The sequence below is a fragment of the Bacillus sp. FSL K6-1006 genome, assembly GCF_038593175.1.
Classification (GTDB): domain Bacteria; phylum Bacillota; class Bacilli; order Bacillales; family Bacillaceae; genus Bacillus; species Bacillus safensis.
On the sequence record NZ_CP151970.1, the window covers coordinates 2,823,744 to 2,837,440 of the forward strand.

A 13,697-nucleotide genomic window follows, 5' to 3' on the forward strand; every position below is an offset into this window, starting at 1 on the left:
GCTTAATTTTTATTTAAACCAATGAACCGCTTCAGGTTTTGTATTTCGATATAAATGCTTCAGTTCGGTATATTCTTCAAGCCCCGTGCGTCCTAATTCGCGCCCAATGCCTGATTGCTTGTAGCCACCCCAAGGTGCTTGAGCGAAATAAGGATGGAAGTCATTGATCCAAACCGTGCCCAATCTTAATTGTCGAGCCACTCTTTCGGCCTTGCTGATATCAGAAGACCACACAGCTCCTGCTAATCCATAAATCGTATCATTTGCCAGCTTGATGACTTCTTCCTCTGTACGGAAGGATTCGACTGTCAGGACAGGTCCAAAGACTTCTTCCTGTACAATCCGCATATCTGACGTGCAGCCTGAGAAAATGGTCGGCAAGTAGAAGAACCCATTTTGCAGCGCCTCTGCGTCAGGTCTTTTTCCGCCTGTCTCTAACTTAGCGCCTTCTTCTAAACCGATGCTGACGTATTTTTCTACTTTTTCTCGATGCTCAGCTGAGATGAGCGGCCCGCTCTGGGTATCTTCATCAAAGCCGCTGCCTAGCTTGATTTTTTTCGTACGCTTCACCAGTTCTTCTAAAAATTCATCATGAATGGATTCTTCCACCAGCAAACGTGAACCTGCTGAACACACTTGCCCTGCATGGAAAAACACAGCATTCATTGCCTGGTCAACCGCTACGTCTAAATCAGCATCTTGAAACACAATATTCGGATTCTTTCCGCCAAGCTCAAGGGCTATTTTTTTCACATTCCCGCTAGCTCCCTGCATAATTTTCTTCCCTGTTTCAATACCGCCTGTAAATGAAATCAGATCTACTTGATCATTTACAGCAAGCTCATCTCCAACGGTTGCCCCAGGTCCAAGCACTAGGTTTGCAACGCCTGCTGGAACGCCCGCTTCTTCCATGAGTTTAAATACTTTTATTGTGGTGAGTGGTGTGATTTCACTTGGCTTTAAAACGATTGTATTTCCCGCCGCAAGTGCAGGAGCGATTTTCCAGCTTGCTTGAAGCAATGGATAGTTCCAAGGAGTGATTTGTCCGCATACACCGACAGGCTCTCTGACTAATTCACTTTTCGAGTTTGGAATTGGCGATGCTATGATTTCCCCGCCATCTTTATCAGCCAGACCTGCGTAATATTGGAACACGTTCGCAATATCGTCCATATCTGCTTTGCTTTCCTCTAATGTTTTGCCTGTATCAAGCGATTCCAATTTGGCTAGTTCATCAAGATCACGTCTAATCAATTCAGCTATCTTAAACACAATATTTCCTCTTTCAAGTCCAGGCATGTTTGCCCAGTCCCCTTGATCGAAGGCTTTTCTCGCTGCTTTAATGGCTAGCTGCGCGTCATTTCTAGATCCTTCGCTGACTGTCGCGATCACTTCTTGATTGAACGGATTGATGATATCCCGTGTGTCGCTACTTTTAGCGCCAACCCATTGTCCGTCTATAAATAGTGTTTGACTCATAGAAGGAACCTCCTCTGATTCTCTTTGGTAAGTTTGTTAAATAAAAATTTAACGTTTTGAACATAATTAACTTATCATGTTCAAATTTTTCTGTCAAAGGGAGATATGCTTCATTTATTTTGACATTTTGTATTCTTTCGTTAACATATAGTCCATAAAGATTTTTTTGAACGGATTGAATTTTCTTAATAGAAAGCAGGGACAAAATGAAAAAGCAGGAAAAACCGCAAGCAGAAGATCGTATTTTAGCTGCTAAAGATCTAGTCATTGATTCCATAGCTGAAACGATGGATCTCTATGGCATTACACGAAGTGCAGGTATTCTATATGGAACGATGTATTTAAATGAGGAAATGACACTGGATGAAATGCGTGAAGAGCTGCAAATGAGTAAGCCGAGTATGAGCACGGGTGTGAAAAAGCTGCAAGACATGAATATTGTCAAAAAGACGTTTCACCGTGGTCGAAGAAAACACAGCTTTGTTGCGGAAAAAGACTTTTTTAAGTTTTTCACGAACTTCTTTCCGCAAAAATGGGAACGTGAGGTCGAGGTCAATTTAGCGGCAATTGAAGAAGCGCAAGAGCGGCTTCAAAAGGTGTCGCGTGATGATCAGCTGGAGGAACATGTAAGAGAAGAAGCGCAGCAGCTCATTGAGCAGCTTGAAAGCTCAAAAGCCTATTATGACTGGCTGAGACGATTAGCCCATTCTGTTCATTCTGGCGAAATTTTTGACTATATTCCAATTGAGCAGAAAGAAAAATAGACGATGTGTTTACGTTTTACAGCTTGAATTTCACAGGAGGATTGATTATAATAAATTATGTCGTCATACCTCGGGGCATTAGCTCAGCTGGGAGAGCGCTACGCTGGCAGCGTAGAGGTCAGCGGTTCGATCCCGCTATGCTCCATACTTCGGTTTAACGGCGGTATATCAACGTTTGCTTGTCGGTGACTTAACGTAGTGTACCGCTCCTATATCGCGCAGTGTAGCGCACCGGTAATTTGATCGTCTTCTATACGAATAGGAGGCGATTTTTTAATGCATTCAGATCGACGGAAAGGTTAGCGAGTTAAGATAGAAAGCGGAGACTTCGACAGCTCTCTCTTCTTCTTAAGTAACTACTGCAAATACTACAGAAGAATCATTCTCGGAAACAGTTAAATTGATACGCAGTACAAGTCGGCATTACTAAGCACGTACATCTATATTTATTTCCGTCATACCGGCGTAACATTAGTCATTTTCGATGTCACGATCGCTATAAAATCGCTAATAAAATAAGATGTTGAGCAGCAGTCCCTAGACTCTTACGATGCTATCAAGACGGCGCAGACGTAGTAAATAGTGGAGGAATCATTGAATATGATCGAGTATAATTGCCCGAACCTTCGTCCAACTAAGACGTAGAGATCGAAACGGTCGCTAATTTCTACTGCGTTTTTGTCCCCTTTCGGAGCATCCCTAATAGGTACGGTTCCTTTTAATTCTTCATTCCATTTGCTCGATCCGGATTTCTTGCCCTTCCCATGCCACATCACCACCACTCCTTTCTATGTGTTGCTTTTTAATTTTATTCGTTCTAAACTGCGGTCTCACTCTATCTCTAAGCCAATGCTTTTTATAGAGATTCTTCATCGGAAAGTTTACAGTTAACAAAAAAAGCACCCTAAAGGGTGGCTTTTTAAACATTATTCAAATGGTTTAATAAACTTATTTTTTCTAATTCATTTAATAAAGGAGATATAAGATTTCAAAAAAATTAAAGATCCCTTGTAGCAACAAAATCACGTAACTCAGTTCTTCTATTTCTAATTGCTAGAGAAGTATACTGAATAGCAGTGATAACTAAAGTCCTATGATCAATACCACTTACAACGAATCTTTTAAGTGAGCTAATTGATATCTTATGAAACTTCCCCTCTTCATCCCAAAAATCTAGCTGCTTAACCTCAACGCCGAACATATTCATAATGCTTTTTGCAACAGGAGAGTTTCTTAAATCCCCATCTCCACCTCTTCCAGGTGCTTTAAGTAAAATTTCATGCATTCCACTTTCATCTTTATTCCAAGCTTCGATCCAATGTGTATTTAAATGTTCTTCAGAAAAAATGGTAGCATTTTCATACAAAAATCTTCGTGTGCCTGGAAATCTCACCCACAAATAACTGACTCTATGATTTTCAAAAGCTTCCTTAAATGTATCTTCATCAATTTCTTTATCAGTATCTAAGTAGTTAAACTCTGAATTATAGACTGCTTGGAAAGCGTCCTCTAAGATTAAACCTATTCTTGTCATTGTTATGTCTTTTTTTAAGTTGTCAGCAGGATAATCGCGATTCTGTACTAAAAATCTCTTTTCTCGCAAATCAAGCGCCATGATTGTATTAATACATGGTTCAATATCTGGCGCATATGAGTTATTTTCTTCATCCAGTGAGTTAATATTTGAATCGTGTTCTTCACTAAAACTGAAGGTAATAACATGATTTTCCTCATCAATTTCATTAGTTATAGTATAATAATAACCTCTTTCTCCATACTGCCTGCCATAATTTTTCAGAAAATCATATAAGTCATTAGTCTTTGTCGTTAAATCATTGGTATAAGTCATTTGATATACCCTAAACTCCATAAAAAAACCACCTTTTTCAAAAGATGGTTAAATTATAATATATTATTCAAATTTTTACTACAATTTCCATACGGTTTTTAGAATATAATGACATCTTCTGCATCAATCCAAGTCTTAATGCCACTTTCCAGCAAAACTTGAACTTCTGTTCCGTGTCTGCCTGAAACAACTCCCTTAATAACTCCAACTTGTCCATTTAAATGGTCACTGCTTGTAGAAGATATTTCAACATTATCATTGACTGCCATTGAACTTCCTCCCTTTGTACAAATTTCAAAATTATGCATATTCATTTTAACCCTCCTTTCCAATTTATTCAATGACTTATAATGTAGTATTATGTCAATTCCTCCGAATTATGATAAAAATTCATCAGCGTAGAGGTCAGCGGTTCGATCCCGCTATGCTCCATACGAAAAACCATTCTTGTAAAATCAAGGATGGTTTTTTTATGTACATATCTCTTACAGTTCTGTTTGTTCTTTGTTTTTTCTTAATAACTTTATGATGCGGTATGTGATCACAGAAAGATAAGTTAGGATGAGAATGATTGTATAGGACACAGGGAAGTCGCTCGTCATTTCGTGATAAATGAAATAGATGAGTAGCACTGACAGCATAATGATCTGGAGCAGTTCTTTTTTCATTTTTCTCTCCTCTCATGATAGGGATTTGGCCAATTATATCACAAATGATGTCATTTTTTGTTAGCTATCAGCAAGGAAGCATTTCCTCACTTGCTGATAGCTTTTTTTATAGATCATCATTTCTTCTGTAATTGTTCGATTTTGTTCTTCGTCTTCGGTCCGTAAATTCCGTCTGCAGTTAAGCCATTCATAAGCTGGAACCGCTTGACCGCGTTCGCCGTTTTCGGTCCATAATATCCGTCAATCCCGTTGTTTTTTGCCCCTTTGTCTGGGTAAAAATAGAGGGTAGATAAGGCTTTTTGCACAGCTGTGACTTGAGGGCCTTTTGTTAAGGGCTTGGTGACTTTTAAAATGCCAGATGGCAGATTTGACGATTTCTTTTTGGAAATGGGTGCTTTTTGGCTTAAGCTTTCTGCCTGAACAGGTTTTCTTGTGCTTTTGCTGCCGGTATGTGCTGTGGCTATTCCAGCTTTAAACTGATCCCATCGTCCGAGAAGTTTCCTTGGACACTCTTTCCCGCTCCAATGTTTATGAGGCACTACATTTGATAAAGGAATTCCGAAATCTTCCATCAGCTTTCGAATGAGCCATTGAGCATTTTCGACTGCTTGTTCAAAGCTGCCGTCTGCATTTTCACAAATTTCAATACCAATTGATTTCATATTGCCGGTGCCTCTGCCATCCCCTGCGTGCCAGCCGTTTTCGTTTAACGGTAAATGCTGATAAATCACCTGATCATCAACGGTGTAATGCCAGCTCACCCCGGTACTTGAACGTGCAACAAATGCTGCATGACTGGCCGCATTAGCACCTTTTGCACTGTTAGATGTATTATGCACTGTAATATAGAGCGGCTTCATCGTGTTTCCTGGTCTGTTGCGATGTTGTTTTGGAATCAATGCTTGAATGATTTTTACCATGTCGTTTCTCCTTCAAGTATTATTTTGTTAGCCCTCTTTGTTTCAGAGCATCTTTTTGTAATTGGCCTTTGTAGGTCACATAATTGTTTTTAAACCAAGCTATTACCGCTGTGACCATAGTGAAAATTGTAGAACCTGCCACATATAGTGCCTCACCTGCGGTTTGTACTTGCTCCTCACTAATCGGCAGCACCGTCTGTCCAAACATGACAAGCGTTTGATTGATCAGAGCAATAAAAAGAAGCACTGTGCGAATCACAGTGCCTTTGTCGAATGTTTTCATGAGTTTTCCTCCTATTTTAAATTTCGTTCTATTTTGTCGAGTTTGTCGATCACGACGTCATACTTTTCACTAAACTTGGCTAGCACATCATTTTGCGCCTCGATTTGCTCATTGAGTTTGTTTTCTCTTTCCTTTGTTGTGTTTAATACGTAAAACAGCACCCAACAAAACAACACCGCAAACGGTCCTTGTGTCATTAAATATTGAGTCAAATCCATTTCCACTGCACTCACCTACTCCCTCACTTTGCGCATCCTTAAAGGAGGCAAAATAAAAACGCCTATTCAGCGTTAGTTGGATATTCTTCTTTTGTTATTTCTTTGTATTGTTTTGGCGTAATCTTCTCGAACCGAACAAATTTTGCTACGTCTTCATTTTCATAACACTTCCATTGATAGAACAATGAAATACTACGGAACCAATCCAATTAAATGACCCCCTTTTCATTCAGCAACATGATAAGTTCTGATATTATTTTTGATTGTTCTTCTACTCTTTGTTCTGCCTCTGCCAGTTGCTGAAGCAGATCAGCATTTTGCTGTTTTAATAAATCAATTTCTGATTGTGGCAGCGGCTTTGGCTGCAAGCTATCAATGTATTCTTGTGTTGCCGACTCATACCATTCTCTTTTCGCTTCATTGTATTTACCTTTGTACAAACCATCTTGAGGTCTTACAGTTGTATATCCTTTTGGGATGTCTGCGTCCCCTTCAATTTCTATTTCTTCCCCTGGAAGGTAATTAAATTTTTCATCGTATTTATATATCCAGTTCACTTTTATCCCTCCTGAGCCGCCATGAATTTAAAGCCGAAAGTGATAAATTCATTTGGGTTTGTTGAATTGGAGACACTTTGTATATACACATTACCATCAGTATCAATATGTGTTCTGTGTGTTTGTGGTGTTGAACCAGCACCGATACTAGATGCTACCCCTATAAAATGCATACCCTGTATAGGGCGATAACCACTTGGTAATGTAAAAGCAGGTACCTCAAAACCGATAGTACCCCCTGTAATTGAACCAATTAACTCTACCTCTCCAAATGCATTCTTATAAAATTGCACTTTTTGAGTCCCGTATTCTTTCCATCCGTTTATTATTTTTGTCGGGGACTTCCATTCTATTTGCTCTGCGCTGGTTAACAAACGTTCCCATTTTGACCATACACCATTCGCTATTGTCTTACGCCACGTACGGTTTAAGTTGTCAAAGCCAATTGCCTGCCCGTACGTACTTGTGCTATTACAAGTCCAGATCCCCCTTAACGCAGTACCAGGTCCATTGACCGGTGCATTTGCAGACACAAAATGAACTAAACCTCGATACTTTGGTAATATTTCATGGAAATCGTCCGTATTACTGATATAAACCTTCCCCTGTCCATTATTATCAGTAATAGGGAATGATTGAATAGCATTTAAATCTGTAGATGTGAGCTGCCTTTCCCATTCAGTCCATGTATAGTCAGTCTTCCTAATTCTATAAAAAGAGTTCAGACCATTAACTGCATCATATATAGCTTGCAGCAGAGTATTCCCATAACTGATCACTATCATAAATGCCCTTTTGATTTCCTTTGGACCATTAAGACCAGCATTATAAACGAGATACATTCCTGTTTCTGTCATTTCGTTATAGTCGGTGGTTTCACTTATGCTTTTGTAAAAGGGTTGACCGTTATCTCTTGTTATTTTATGGAGCTGACTGTTGTTCCATTTATCTTTTTCAGCTGCTGTCGGAATCTGAGTCCAAGTGATAGATAAGTGGCTAGAATTATAGTAGAAGTAATATGCATTACCTGAAGTATCTATCGCAAAACCTGTTCCAATGTTATTTTGTCCCACTGTCTGTATCCCTCTAATGGCAAATTGTGAAGGGCTATCCTCTATTCCACTGGGCGCATAAAATGTACATGTCCCTTTGTCTTTAATTGAGTCATAAATTTTTGAGCCGACCGGAATATTTAAAAGTTGTCCCCCATTATCCCCCGTAATTTTATACAGCTGCGACTCATTCCATTTCTTCTTTTCTGAACCAGAGACGTGAGGGTTTGTATCTCCTGTATGAAGATTGAATTGTTCTAATAGTTCCTGGTCATTTTCAATCAAAATCTTCACTAGATTGTTAAAAAGATCTGCATGAGCCTTATCGCTCGTACTAAAAGGTTGAGGTGTTTTTATGATCTTTTTCTCCTTTCAAAAAACCATTATTATTAGGCGATGTTATGCATTGAACTTATGTTCTCGTTCCTTTGTTGTATTAAGCACATAAAACAGAATCCAGCAAAAGTGAACGGCAAATAGGCCTTGTGTCACTAAATTTTGAACGACAGTTACCTCCGATTTGTTCACACACTTTCTTTTTCAAATAATCCTATCTTAGCTGTGACAAGGTAACATAAGCTCTATTTACCGTAATGGTTCTCCCAGTGTTTTTGGGTGTAATATAAAATGTTAATTTGTCTCCTGCTTTAAACTTTTGTTGAAGGTATAATACACATACACTTGATGAGACCACAGGATTCCAGTTACCTAATCGTTGAAATTCTGTACCATTCACATAACATGACAAAATACTATCTGATCCAACAGGAATGTTATTGCTATTAAGATAAAGCCTAATTAAATACAGACCATTGTTTTTCAGTGTAATTTCAGCGTGCGAACGATTATACTCTCCTAGATCGTCTGATCTTGTATCACCAAAATTCAGTTTTGTTGGAACGTTTTCAACGGCTGATACAGAAGAATTATCGAGATCATACGTATCAACAAAAGAAGTATTATCCATATCCTCCTTTGTTAAAACACGTTTCCAGCCTTGCCACCCCAAATTTAAATCAAGATAGTTTGTATACATGTAATTGTTATAATCTATTGCTATGACCCATCCAAATGTACCTTTTCCATTACTATCTTGAGAAGTAAAATGATACATACCACGACACGATCTTGTTGTTGGGCTGTTTAATGCTTTACCTGTGGCATAAAATGTACCATGCTTGGGGCCTAAAGAAACAACCTTTTCAAGTAAATCTTCACCATCAGAAACAGATAGAATCACCCCTCCATTATCTGAGGTGATCTTAGATAATTGTCCATCGTTCCATTTATTTCTTTCAGCATTTGAAGGGAGCTTTGTCCAGTTAATAGCGGTATCTGCAGCATTATAGTAAAAACTATAAGAATTACCAGCAATATCTACAGCAAAGCCAGTACCAATGTTATCTTGACCTACTGTCTGTAATCCTCTCAATGAAATATTTGCTGGGGAATCTTCTACTCCAGAAGCTGCGTAAAAAGTACACGTTCCTTTCCCTTTTATCGCATCAAAAATCTTAGCATCAGCTGGCACATTAATTAACTGACTTCCATTATCCGCTGTAATCTTATAGCTCTGAGAATCGTTCCATTTCTTCTTTTCTGCTTCAGATGTATGTGGGTTTGTATCTTCAATATGATGGTTGATTGCCTCTAATAGACCCACATCATTGTCAAGAAAGTCTTCAACCATATCGTTAAATAGGTCAGCATGTGCTTTATCAGTTGGTTTAAAAGTTCGAGGTGTCTTAATCTCCATGATCATTCTCCTTTCAAATCTATCAATGCTTGCTTTGACGATATTGTTCTAGCAAAAAAACATTGGGATTTTCCTGAAGTCCCATCTTTAATAAATATCATCAATCTCAAAAACAAATTCGATGTCGCCGTCTTTTTGTTTGTCTGTCATGGTGCGAATGGCGGTGAATTTGCCGTCTTCGTCGACAAGTGCTAGTTCGTTGATCACTTCTCCTGCCAGTTCTCCTTCGGCGATCGTGCAGGTGTAGCGGATTTTTGCTGGTTCCATGAAGGTAAACGAATCAATATTTTTTTGGACTAGTTCTTTTTTGAGTTTTTGTTCAGTGCCGTCTAGTGAGATCGGTTTTCCATCCTTCGTTCCCCCATTTCCAAAAGCCATTTTGACGACTTTTGTGAGTTTTGTTCCTTCAGCTCTTGCCTTTGCCATTTGTTGACGTGCATACAGTGTTGTTACGGTTAATTGATCAGCCATTGTGATCCTCCTTATAAATCTATTTTTTTAGAAGTTGCTGCTAGCATTTTTGATCCATCCAGCGGAACAGATCCATCGAGAATCCAGTAATGATCTTTGATCAGTAAGCTTCCATCCTGCTCAGTTTGGACGTGTACTGGCAGACGGAACGTCATCTTCTTCTTGGTTTGATGCTGGAGCTGATTTTTTGTGCGTAAAGTCAATGCCGCTCCTTGCTTCGTTACAAGTACCGCTCCAGTCATGACATAGTTCATGCGATATGCTGTTTCTGACTGATGTTGAAGAGGCATCCTCATGTTTAATGAATGCCGAAAACGAGCAGGCACATCCGTTGCACCTCGCGTTCCGCTGAGATAAAACGTACCATTTAAGACAAATTCACCATTGAGTAAAATCGGGATATGATCGAAAAAACCCACTCTGCTTCGCAGTGTGAGCCTCCCGTGATGATCATTTTTTTCATGTACGTCGGTATGATGACAAGCCGTGAACGTATAAGCCAAGTGCGCGGGCTTTAACGTTTCAAGTATTTCTACAATATATCTCGTGTTTTGCAGATCATCTAGGTTCACACGTAAGGCAAAGTGATAGCGATTGGTTGTGAGACGGATGACAGCACTTGGATTCTTGAGAAAGCGATTGACTGATTTCTCTAATGAAAGATACGTGATTGGGGGAATATTTGACATCATATTGAGTAAGCGTGCCCTGCGCAGTTCAATTGAATCATCTGATTCCCGCTGCACCTTCAGCATTCTTTCCCATCTGTTTAATCCCCATGTCGCTGTTAAAGGAAAGAACTGATCCGTTAAGTCGAAAATAGATTCGTCCAATTGCTCAAATTCCGGTGCCTCTGTCTTGAGCAGGTGATCCACTTCATAAATTTCTGTAAAATATGGCGGCAAGTAGGTTTTCATTTCATCCTGTTTGCTCAATAACCTTCACCTGCCTAAGACGCGGAATCTCAATGTCCTGTAATACTAAGTTTTTCGACTCGCCATTCAATAACACATCTGCATAATCTGACACACTTTCTGAATGGTACAAAATATCATTTAAAGCGGACATTCGAATGGTACTCTTTTCAAATGCGATTGATTTCAACAGCGTCTTGACCTTTTCTTCTATTTCTTTCTGAGCTCCTTCAAGGGTCCAGTCCATTTGAAGTTCGACAGCCACTTCTATGTCGATATCCAGCCATTTGGCGCTTTCAACGGTTGCTTTGGAGCCTATAGGCGCTTGTCCTTCTCCTTCACCTGGCACTGGGTCGATATATTCCTGTACCCTTTTGACAAGAAGGTCTGATGCAATATCTAGATTGCCATCTGTGATGACAATCTTGACTGTCCCTTCTCCGTTCCAAAGCGGGAACACTTTCGCTCTGCCAACACCAGGCACTTCCTCAGCCCATTTTTTATAATGCGCCCTGTTGGCACTGACCGCCTCCCGCCTCGCACGTATTAAATATCGATCATATAAAGAAGCGTCATCTTCCTCCTCTTGACCTGGTATCACCAGTTCTTTCATCGTAATCGATTCAAGTCCTGGAATTGTATCAAGTGACAGCAGCGGCTGATCTGTTAATTGAACATTGCCGGCTTTACCAGGTGTCTCGCATTCTAGCGTGCCATCCTTCGAATACTGGAAATAAACGTCTTCAATAAAAAAACGTGAGCCAGCTGGAATGTTGATACTGTCTGGCTGAATGACCGCTGACCAAACCGCTTTAGTGGCTGGTTTTCTTTCGATCCCTACTTCAGCAGCCCGCCGATCTAGAAACTCTCCTTGTGCTGTATCTGCAAAGACCAGCTCAAACACTTGATCAAGCCAAATATAGGATTGGGCCAGTTCAGCGGCAGCAGGTGCCAAGGCATTCCAAATCACGCTGTTTTCTCTTTTATCTATATCATCTGGCAGTCTGTCCAGCATTCTTTCCATTAATGCTTCGTACGTCTGTTCCTCAAACATCGCCCTCCATCACCTCCTCTATTTCTAATGTGCCCTCATCTGTGACAATCGCTAGTTTGACATGAAATGAGTCATTTTGCTTTGTGACCTCTAACTCTTCAATATGATCAATCCGCTCGTCAACGATCAGTGCTTCCTCTAGCAGCCTTGGAATCTCCATTTCTTTGTATTCATCCGTAGCTTCTGTATCCGTCAATAGCTCCTGAATTTCAGTACCAATGTCGTGGCTGTAGATAGGATGTGCATACCGCTCTGTCCTAAGTGTCATATAAACGAATTGCCGAATTGCCTCGATGCCTGAAATGGTTTCGCCTGTCAGCCTGCCAGTTTCAAAATCTATTCGATACGTCGTTGAGGTTTCAACCTCTTCATCTTCTTCTATTTCTTCGATTTCTTCCTCTGGTGAAAGTGCCACGTTCATCACCTCCCTTACAATTTGTCGATGATGTAAAAGGACTGGCCTCCTGCCATTGCAAGCACCATAATACTGTCTCCCCTTTTCAGCTCATCATCCTCACCCTTATTTAAGCGCTTCGGCCAAATCAGTAATTCTTCTGGAATGATCAGCTTATGATTTTCATTTAATCGGATGCTCAGAGGGGAAACTGCCGTGACTTCTCCGATAACAAGATCAATTGGCGATTCTGCGTCTACTGCATTCACTGCTAATCGTTTAATCGCTTCACTTAATCTCACGCTTGATCACCCTTTGGCATGGAATTTTTCTCAACAACATCAATGGTCATGGTGTGTTTCACCCCACTGAATTCATGTTTGTCTTGATCGATCCAGTAAGTTTTTTTCACGTTGATTTCAGGAATTTTCAAATAGATTGGGAGACCGCTTTGCAGCTCAGGAATTCCTAGGGCTTGGATGCTTTTGACTTCTTGTTTGACGCCTTTTTTCTCTGCCAGCCGTACTTTGGCTCTTTTTTGCAGCTGCGGCTGGTTGATTTGCCCTGTGACTGTCTCAACATGCTGTAAAATACCGTATTTATTCTGACCGGCTTTATCCTGTTCAATCACCACAATCTCGGATTTACTGCCTTTTTTCTTATTCTTCCCCTGTTCATCAGCAGACGTACGCATCTTGACACGAGTGGCTGTCTCTTCAATCGAGGTGCTGTATTGATAACTGATGAGATTGACGCCTGATTCAATGACCCAGACGTCCTCTGGATCAGGCCAGGCTCTCAGCCCCATCTTGCCTTTAGCAGAATAGATTTGATAGTTTCTTCCTGTTTGCCGCTTCGTTTCTTTCAATGCTTTCAATATCATGTCATACAGGCTCGTGTCATTTTTAAAGACTAGTGATTTTATGACATGTCCTGTATTGGAGATAGAAGTCATTGGAATTTGAAAGTCGGCTCCAATCCGCCTTAAGATTTGATCTGCTCTTTGATTTGAAAAAACATAGACATCTTGGTTTTTCACCAAATATTGGAGCATATCGTATGCAGTAAACGTCAGCTTTCCTTCAACCGGCGTCCGCGAAAAAACAATGCCTCTAAACAGCTCTTTTCCTTTCCATTTAAAAAGAACCGTGTCCCCTTCTGAGACACGGTAATATGTTTGACTGCCTTGCTTTGTGATAATATTTGCCTGAATAGAGCGAGGGGCTTGATACCTTTGCCCCTGAAGTGTCACACTCTCTGTGACAAGCTCATACATGGTGCCGCTTCTGATGGCAAAAAGCTCAATCAATGCCAGCCC

The 13,697-nt window shown here is 40.2% G+C and carries 18 protein-coding genes, 1 tRNA gene and 1 pseudogene; 2 read left to right on the forward strand and 18 right to left on the reverse strand.

From position 1 onward, the window contains the following. Positions 1 to 9: 9 nt before the first annotated feature. Complete coding sequence (betB, locus tag NSS65_RS14770; protein ID WP_326135343.1) at positions 10 to 1,479, reverse strand: betaine-aldehyde dehydrogenase; 1,470 nt, start codon at positions 1,477 to 1,479, stop codon at positions 10 to 12. 206 nt (positions 1,480 to 1,685) lie between these two features. Between betB and NSS65_RS14775 the strand changes: the two genes are divergently transcribed. Both NSS65_RS14775 and NSS65_RS14780 read left to right on the forward strand, forming a co-directional pair. Next, positions 1,686 to 2,243 carry a GbsR/MarR family transcriptional regulator gene (locus tag NSS65_RS14775; protein ID WP_326135342.1) on the forward strand — a complete coding sequence of 186 codons (558 nt, stop codon included), beginning with the start codon at positions 1,686 to 1,688 and terminating at the stop codon, positions 2,241 to 2,243. Positions 2,244 to 2,315: 72 nt separating this feature from the next. Next, positions 2,316 to 2,388, forward strand: a tRNA-Ala gene (locus NSS65_RS14780). Between the two features lie 852 nt (positions 2,389 to 3,240). Here NSS65_RS14780 and NSS65_RS14785 read toward each other — a convergent pair. The 17 genes and pseudogenes from NSS65_RS14785 to NSS65_RS14865 form a co-directional block, all read right to left on the reverse strand. Then, complete coding sequence (locus tag NSS65_RS14785; protein ID WP_326135340.1) at positions 3,241 to 4,113, reverse strand: hypothetical protein; 873 nt, start codon at positions 4,111 to 4,113, stop codon at positions 3,241 to 3,243. Between the two features lie 77 nt (positions 4,114 to 4,190). After that, on the reverse strand, positions 4,191 to 4,406 hold the full coding sequence (locus NSS65_RS14790) for a hypothetical protein (protein ID WP_268420258.1): 216 nt from the start codon (positions 4,404 to 4,406) through the stop codon (positions 4,191 to 4,193). A gap of 171 nt (positions 4,407 to 4,577) precedes the next feature. Further along, positions 4,578 to 4,760: a hypothetical protein gene (locus tag NSS65_RS14795; protein WP_034282447.1), complete on the reverse strand. Its 183-nt coding sequence runs from the start codon at positions 4,758 to 4,760 to the stop codon at positions 4,578 to 4,580. Positions 4,761 to 4,876: 116 nt separating this feature from the next. Continuing rightward, the gene (locus NSS65_RS14800) at positions 4,877 to 5,680 is read right to left on the reverse strand and encodes an N-acetylmuramoyl-L-alanine amidase (protein ID WP_098677639.1); all 804 of its coding nucleotides are present in this window, start codon (positions 5,678 to 5,680) and stop codon (positions 4,877 to 4,879) included. A 19-nt stretch (positions 5,681 to 5,699) separates the two neighbouring features. Next, the gene (locus NSS65_RS14805) at positions 5,700 to 5,963 is read right to left on the reverse strand and encodes a phage holin (RefSeq protein WP_019743388.1); all 264 of its coding nucleotides are present in this window, start codon (positions 5,961 to 5,963) and stop codon (positions 5,700 to 5,702) included. Between the two features lie 11 nt (positions 5,964 to 5,974). Then, a complete protein-coding gene (locus NSS65_RS14810; RefSeq protein ID WP_008344062.1) occupies positions 5,975 to 6,187 on the reverse strand; it encodes a BhlA/UviB family holin-like peptide in 213 nt (70 codons plus the stop codon). Between the two features lie 56 nt (positions 6,188 to 6,243). Beyond that, positions 6,244 to 6,390 carry an XkdX family protein gene (locus tag NSS65_RS14815; protein ID WP_075621941.1) on the reverse strand — a complete coding sequence of 49 codons (147 nt, stop codon included), beginning with the start codon at positions 6,388 to 6,390 and terminating at the stop codon, positions 6,244 to 6,246. Then, entirely contained in the window at positions 6,391 to 6,738 is a 348-nt protein-coding gene (locus NSS65_RS14820; RefSeq protein ID WP_034282453.1) for a hypothetical protein, read from the reverse strand. A 2-nt stretch (positions 6,739 to 6,740) separates the two neighbouring features. Beyond that, a complete protein-coding gene (locus tag NSS65_RS14825) occupies positions 6,741 to 8,084 on the reverse strand; it encodes a pyocin knob domain-containing protein (protein WP_326135339.1) in 1,344 nt (447 codons plus the stop codon). A gap of 123 nt (positions 8,085 to 8,207) precedes the next feature. Continuing rightward, positions 8,208 to 8,318 (reverse strand): annotated as a pseudogene (locus NSS65_RS14830) (BhlA/UviB family holin-like peptide); the annotation flags it as partial. Between the two features lie 22 nt (positions 8,319 to 8,340). Continuing rightward, positions 8,341 to 9,546 (reverse strand): hypothetical protein, encoded by a 1,206-nt coding sequence (locus NSS65_RS14835; RefSeq protein ID WP_034282457.1) that lies wholly within the window; start codon positions 9,544 to 9,546, stop codon positions 8,341 to 8,343. Positions 9,547 to 9,633: 87 nt separating this feature from the next. Then, a complete protein-coding gene (locus tag NSS65_RS14840; protein WP_024423249.1) occupies positions 9,634 to 10,017 on the reverse strand; it encodes a phage tail protein in 384 nt (127 codons plus the stop codon). A gap of 11 nt (positions 10,018 to 10,028) precedes the next feature. Next, the gene (locus tag NSS65_RS14845) at positions 10,029 to 10,952 is read right to left on the reverse strand and encodes a YmfQ family protein (protein ID WP_214755419.1); all 924 of its coding nucleotides are present in this window, start codon (positions 10,950 to 10,952) and stop codon (positions 10,029 to 10,031) included. Then, positions 10,936 to 11,985 (reverse strand): baseplate J/gp47 family protein, encoded by a 1,050-nt coding sequence (locus tag NSS65_RS14850; RefSeq protein WP_254001417.1) that lies wholly within the window; start codon positions 11,983 to 11,985, stop codon positions 10,936 to 10,938. Before NSS65_RS14850 ends, NSS65_RS14845 begins: the two co-directional genes overlap by 17 nt. Next, the gene (locus NSS65_RS14855) at positions 11,978 to 12,400 is read right to left on the reverse strand and encodes a DUF2634 domain-containing protein (RefSeq protein WP_326135338.1); all 423 of its coding nucleotides are present in this window, start codon (positions 12,398 to 12,400) and stop codon (positions 11,978 to 11,980) included. The genes NSS65_RS14850 and NSS65_RS14855 overlap by 8 nt, the downstream gene beginning before the upstream one ends. 14 nt (positions 12,401 to 12,414) lie before the next feature. Next, a complete protein-coding gene (locus NSS65_RS14860) occupies positions 12,415 to 12,681 on the reverse strand; it encodes a DUF2577 family protein (RefSeq protein WP_024423253.1) in 267 nt (88 codons plus the stop codon). Beyond that, on the reverse strand, positions 12,678 to 13,688 hold the full coding sequence (locus tag NSS65_RS14865) for a hypothetical protein (protein ID WP_034624543.1): 1,011 nt from the start codon (positions 13,686 to 13,688) through the stop codon (positions 12,678 to 12,680). Before NSS65_RS14865 ends, NSS65_RS14860 begins: the two co-directional genes overlap by 4 nt. Between the last annotated feature and the right edge of the window lie 9 nt (positions 13,689 to 13,697).

Bases quoted from the DNA above. Each gene is read 5' to 3' on its own strand.
- betB (WP_326135343.1), bottom strand. From the start codon at position 1,479: ATGAGTCAAACACTATTTATAGACGGACAATGGGTTGGCGCTAAAAGT.
- NSS65_RS14775 (WP_326135342.1), top strand. From the start codon at position 1,686: ATGAAAAAGCAGGAAAAACCGCAAGCAGAAGATCGTATTTTAGCTGCT.
- NSS65_RS14785 (WP_326135340.1), bottom strand. From the start codon at position 4,113: ATGGAGTTTAGGGTATATCAAATGACTTATACCAATGATTTAACGACA.
- NSS65_RS14790 (WP_268420258.1), bottom strand. From the start codon at position 4,406: ATGAATATGCATAATTTTGAAATTTGTACAAAGGGAGGAAGTTCAATG.
- NSS65_RS14795 (WP_034282447.1), bottom strand. From the start codon at position 4,760: ATGAAAAAAGAACTGCTCCAGATCATTATGCTGTCAGTGCTACTCATC.
- NSS65_RS14800 (WP_098677639.1), bottom strand. From the start codon at position 5,680: ATGGTAAAAATCATTCAAGCATTGATTCCAAAACAACATCGCAACAGA.
- NSS65_RS14805 (WP_019743388.1), bottom strand. From the start codon at position 5,963: ATGAAAACATTCGACAAAGGCACTGTGATTCGCACAGTGCTTCTTTTT.
- NSS65_RS14835 (WP_034282457.1), bottom strand. From the start codon at position 9,546: ATGGAGATTAAGACACCTCGAACTTTTAAACCAACTGATAAAGCACAT.
- NSS65_RS14840 (WP_024423249.1), bottom strand. From the start codon at position 10,017: ATGGCTGATCAATTAACCGTAACAACACTGTATGCACGTCAACAAATG.
- NSS65_RS14850 (WP_254001417.1), bottom strand. From the start codon at position 11,985: ATGTTTGAGGAACAGACGTACGAAGCATTAATGGAAAGAATGCTGGAC.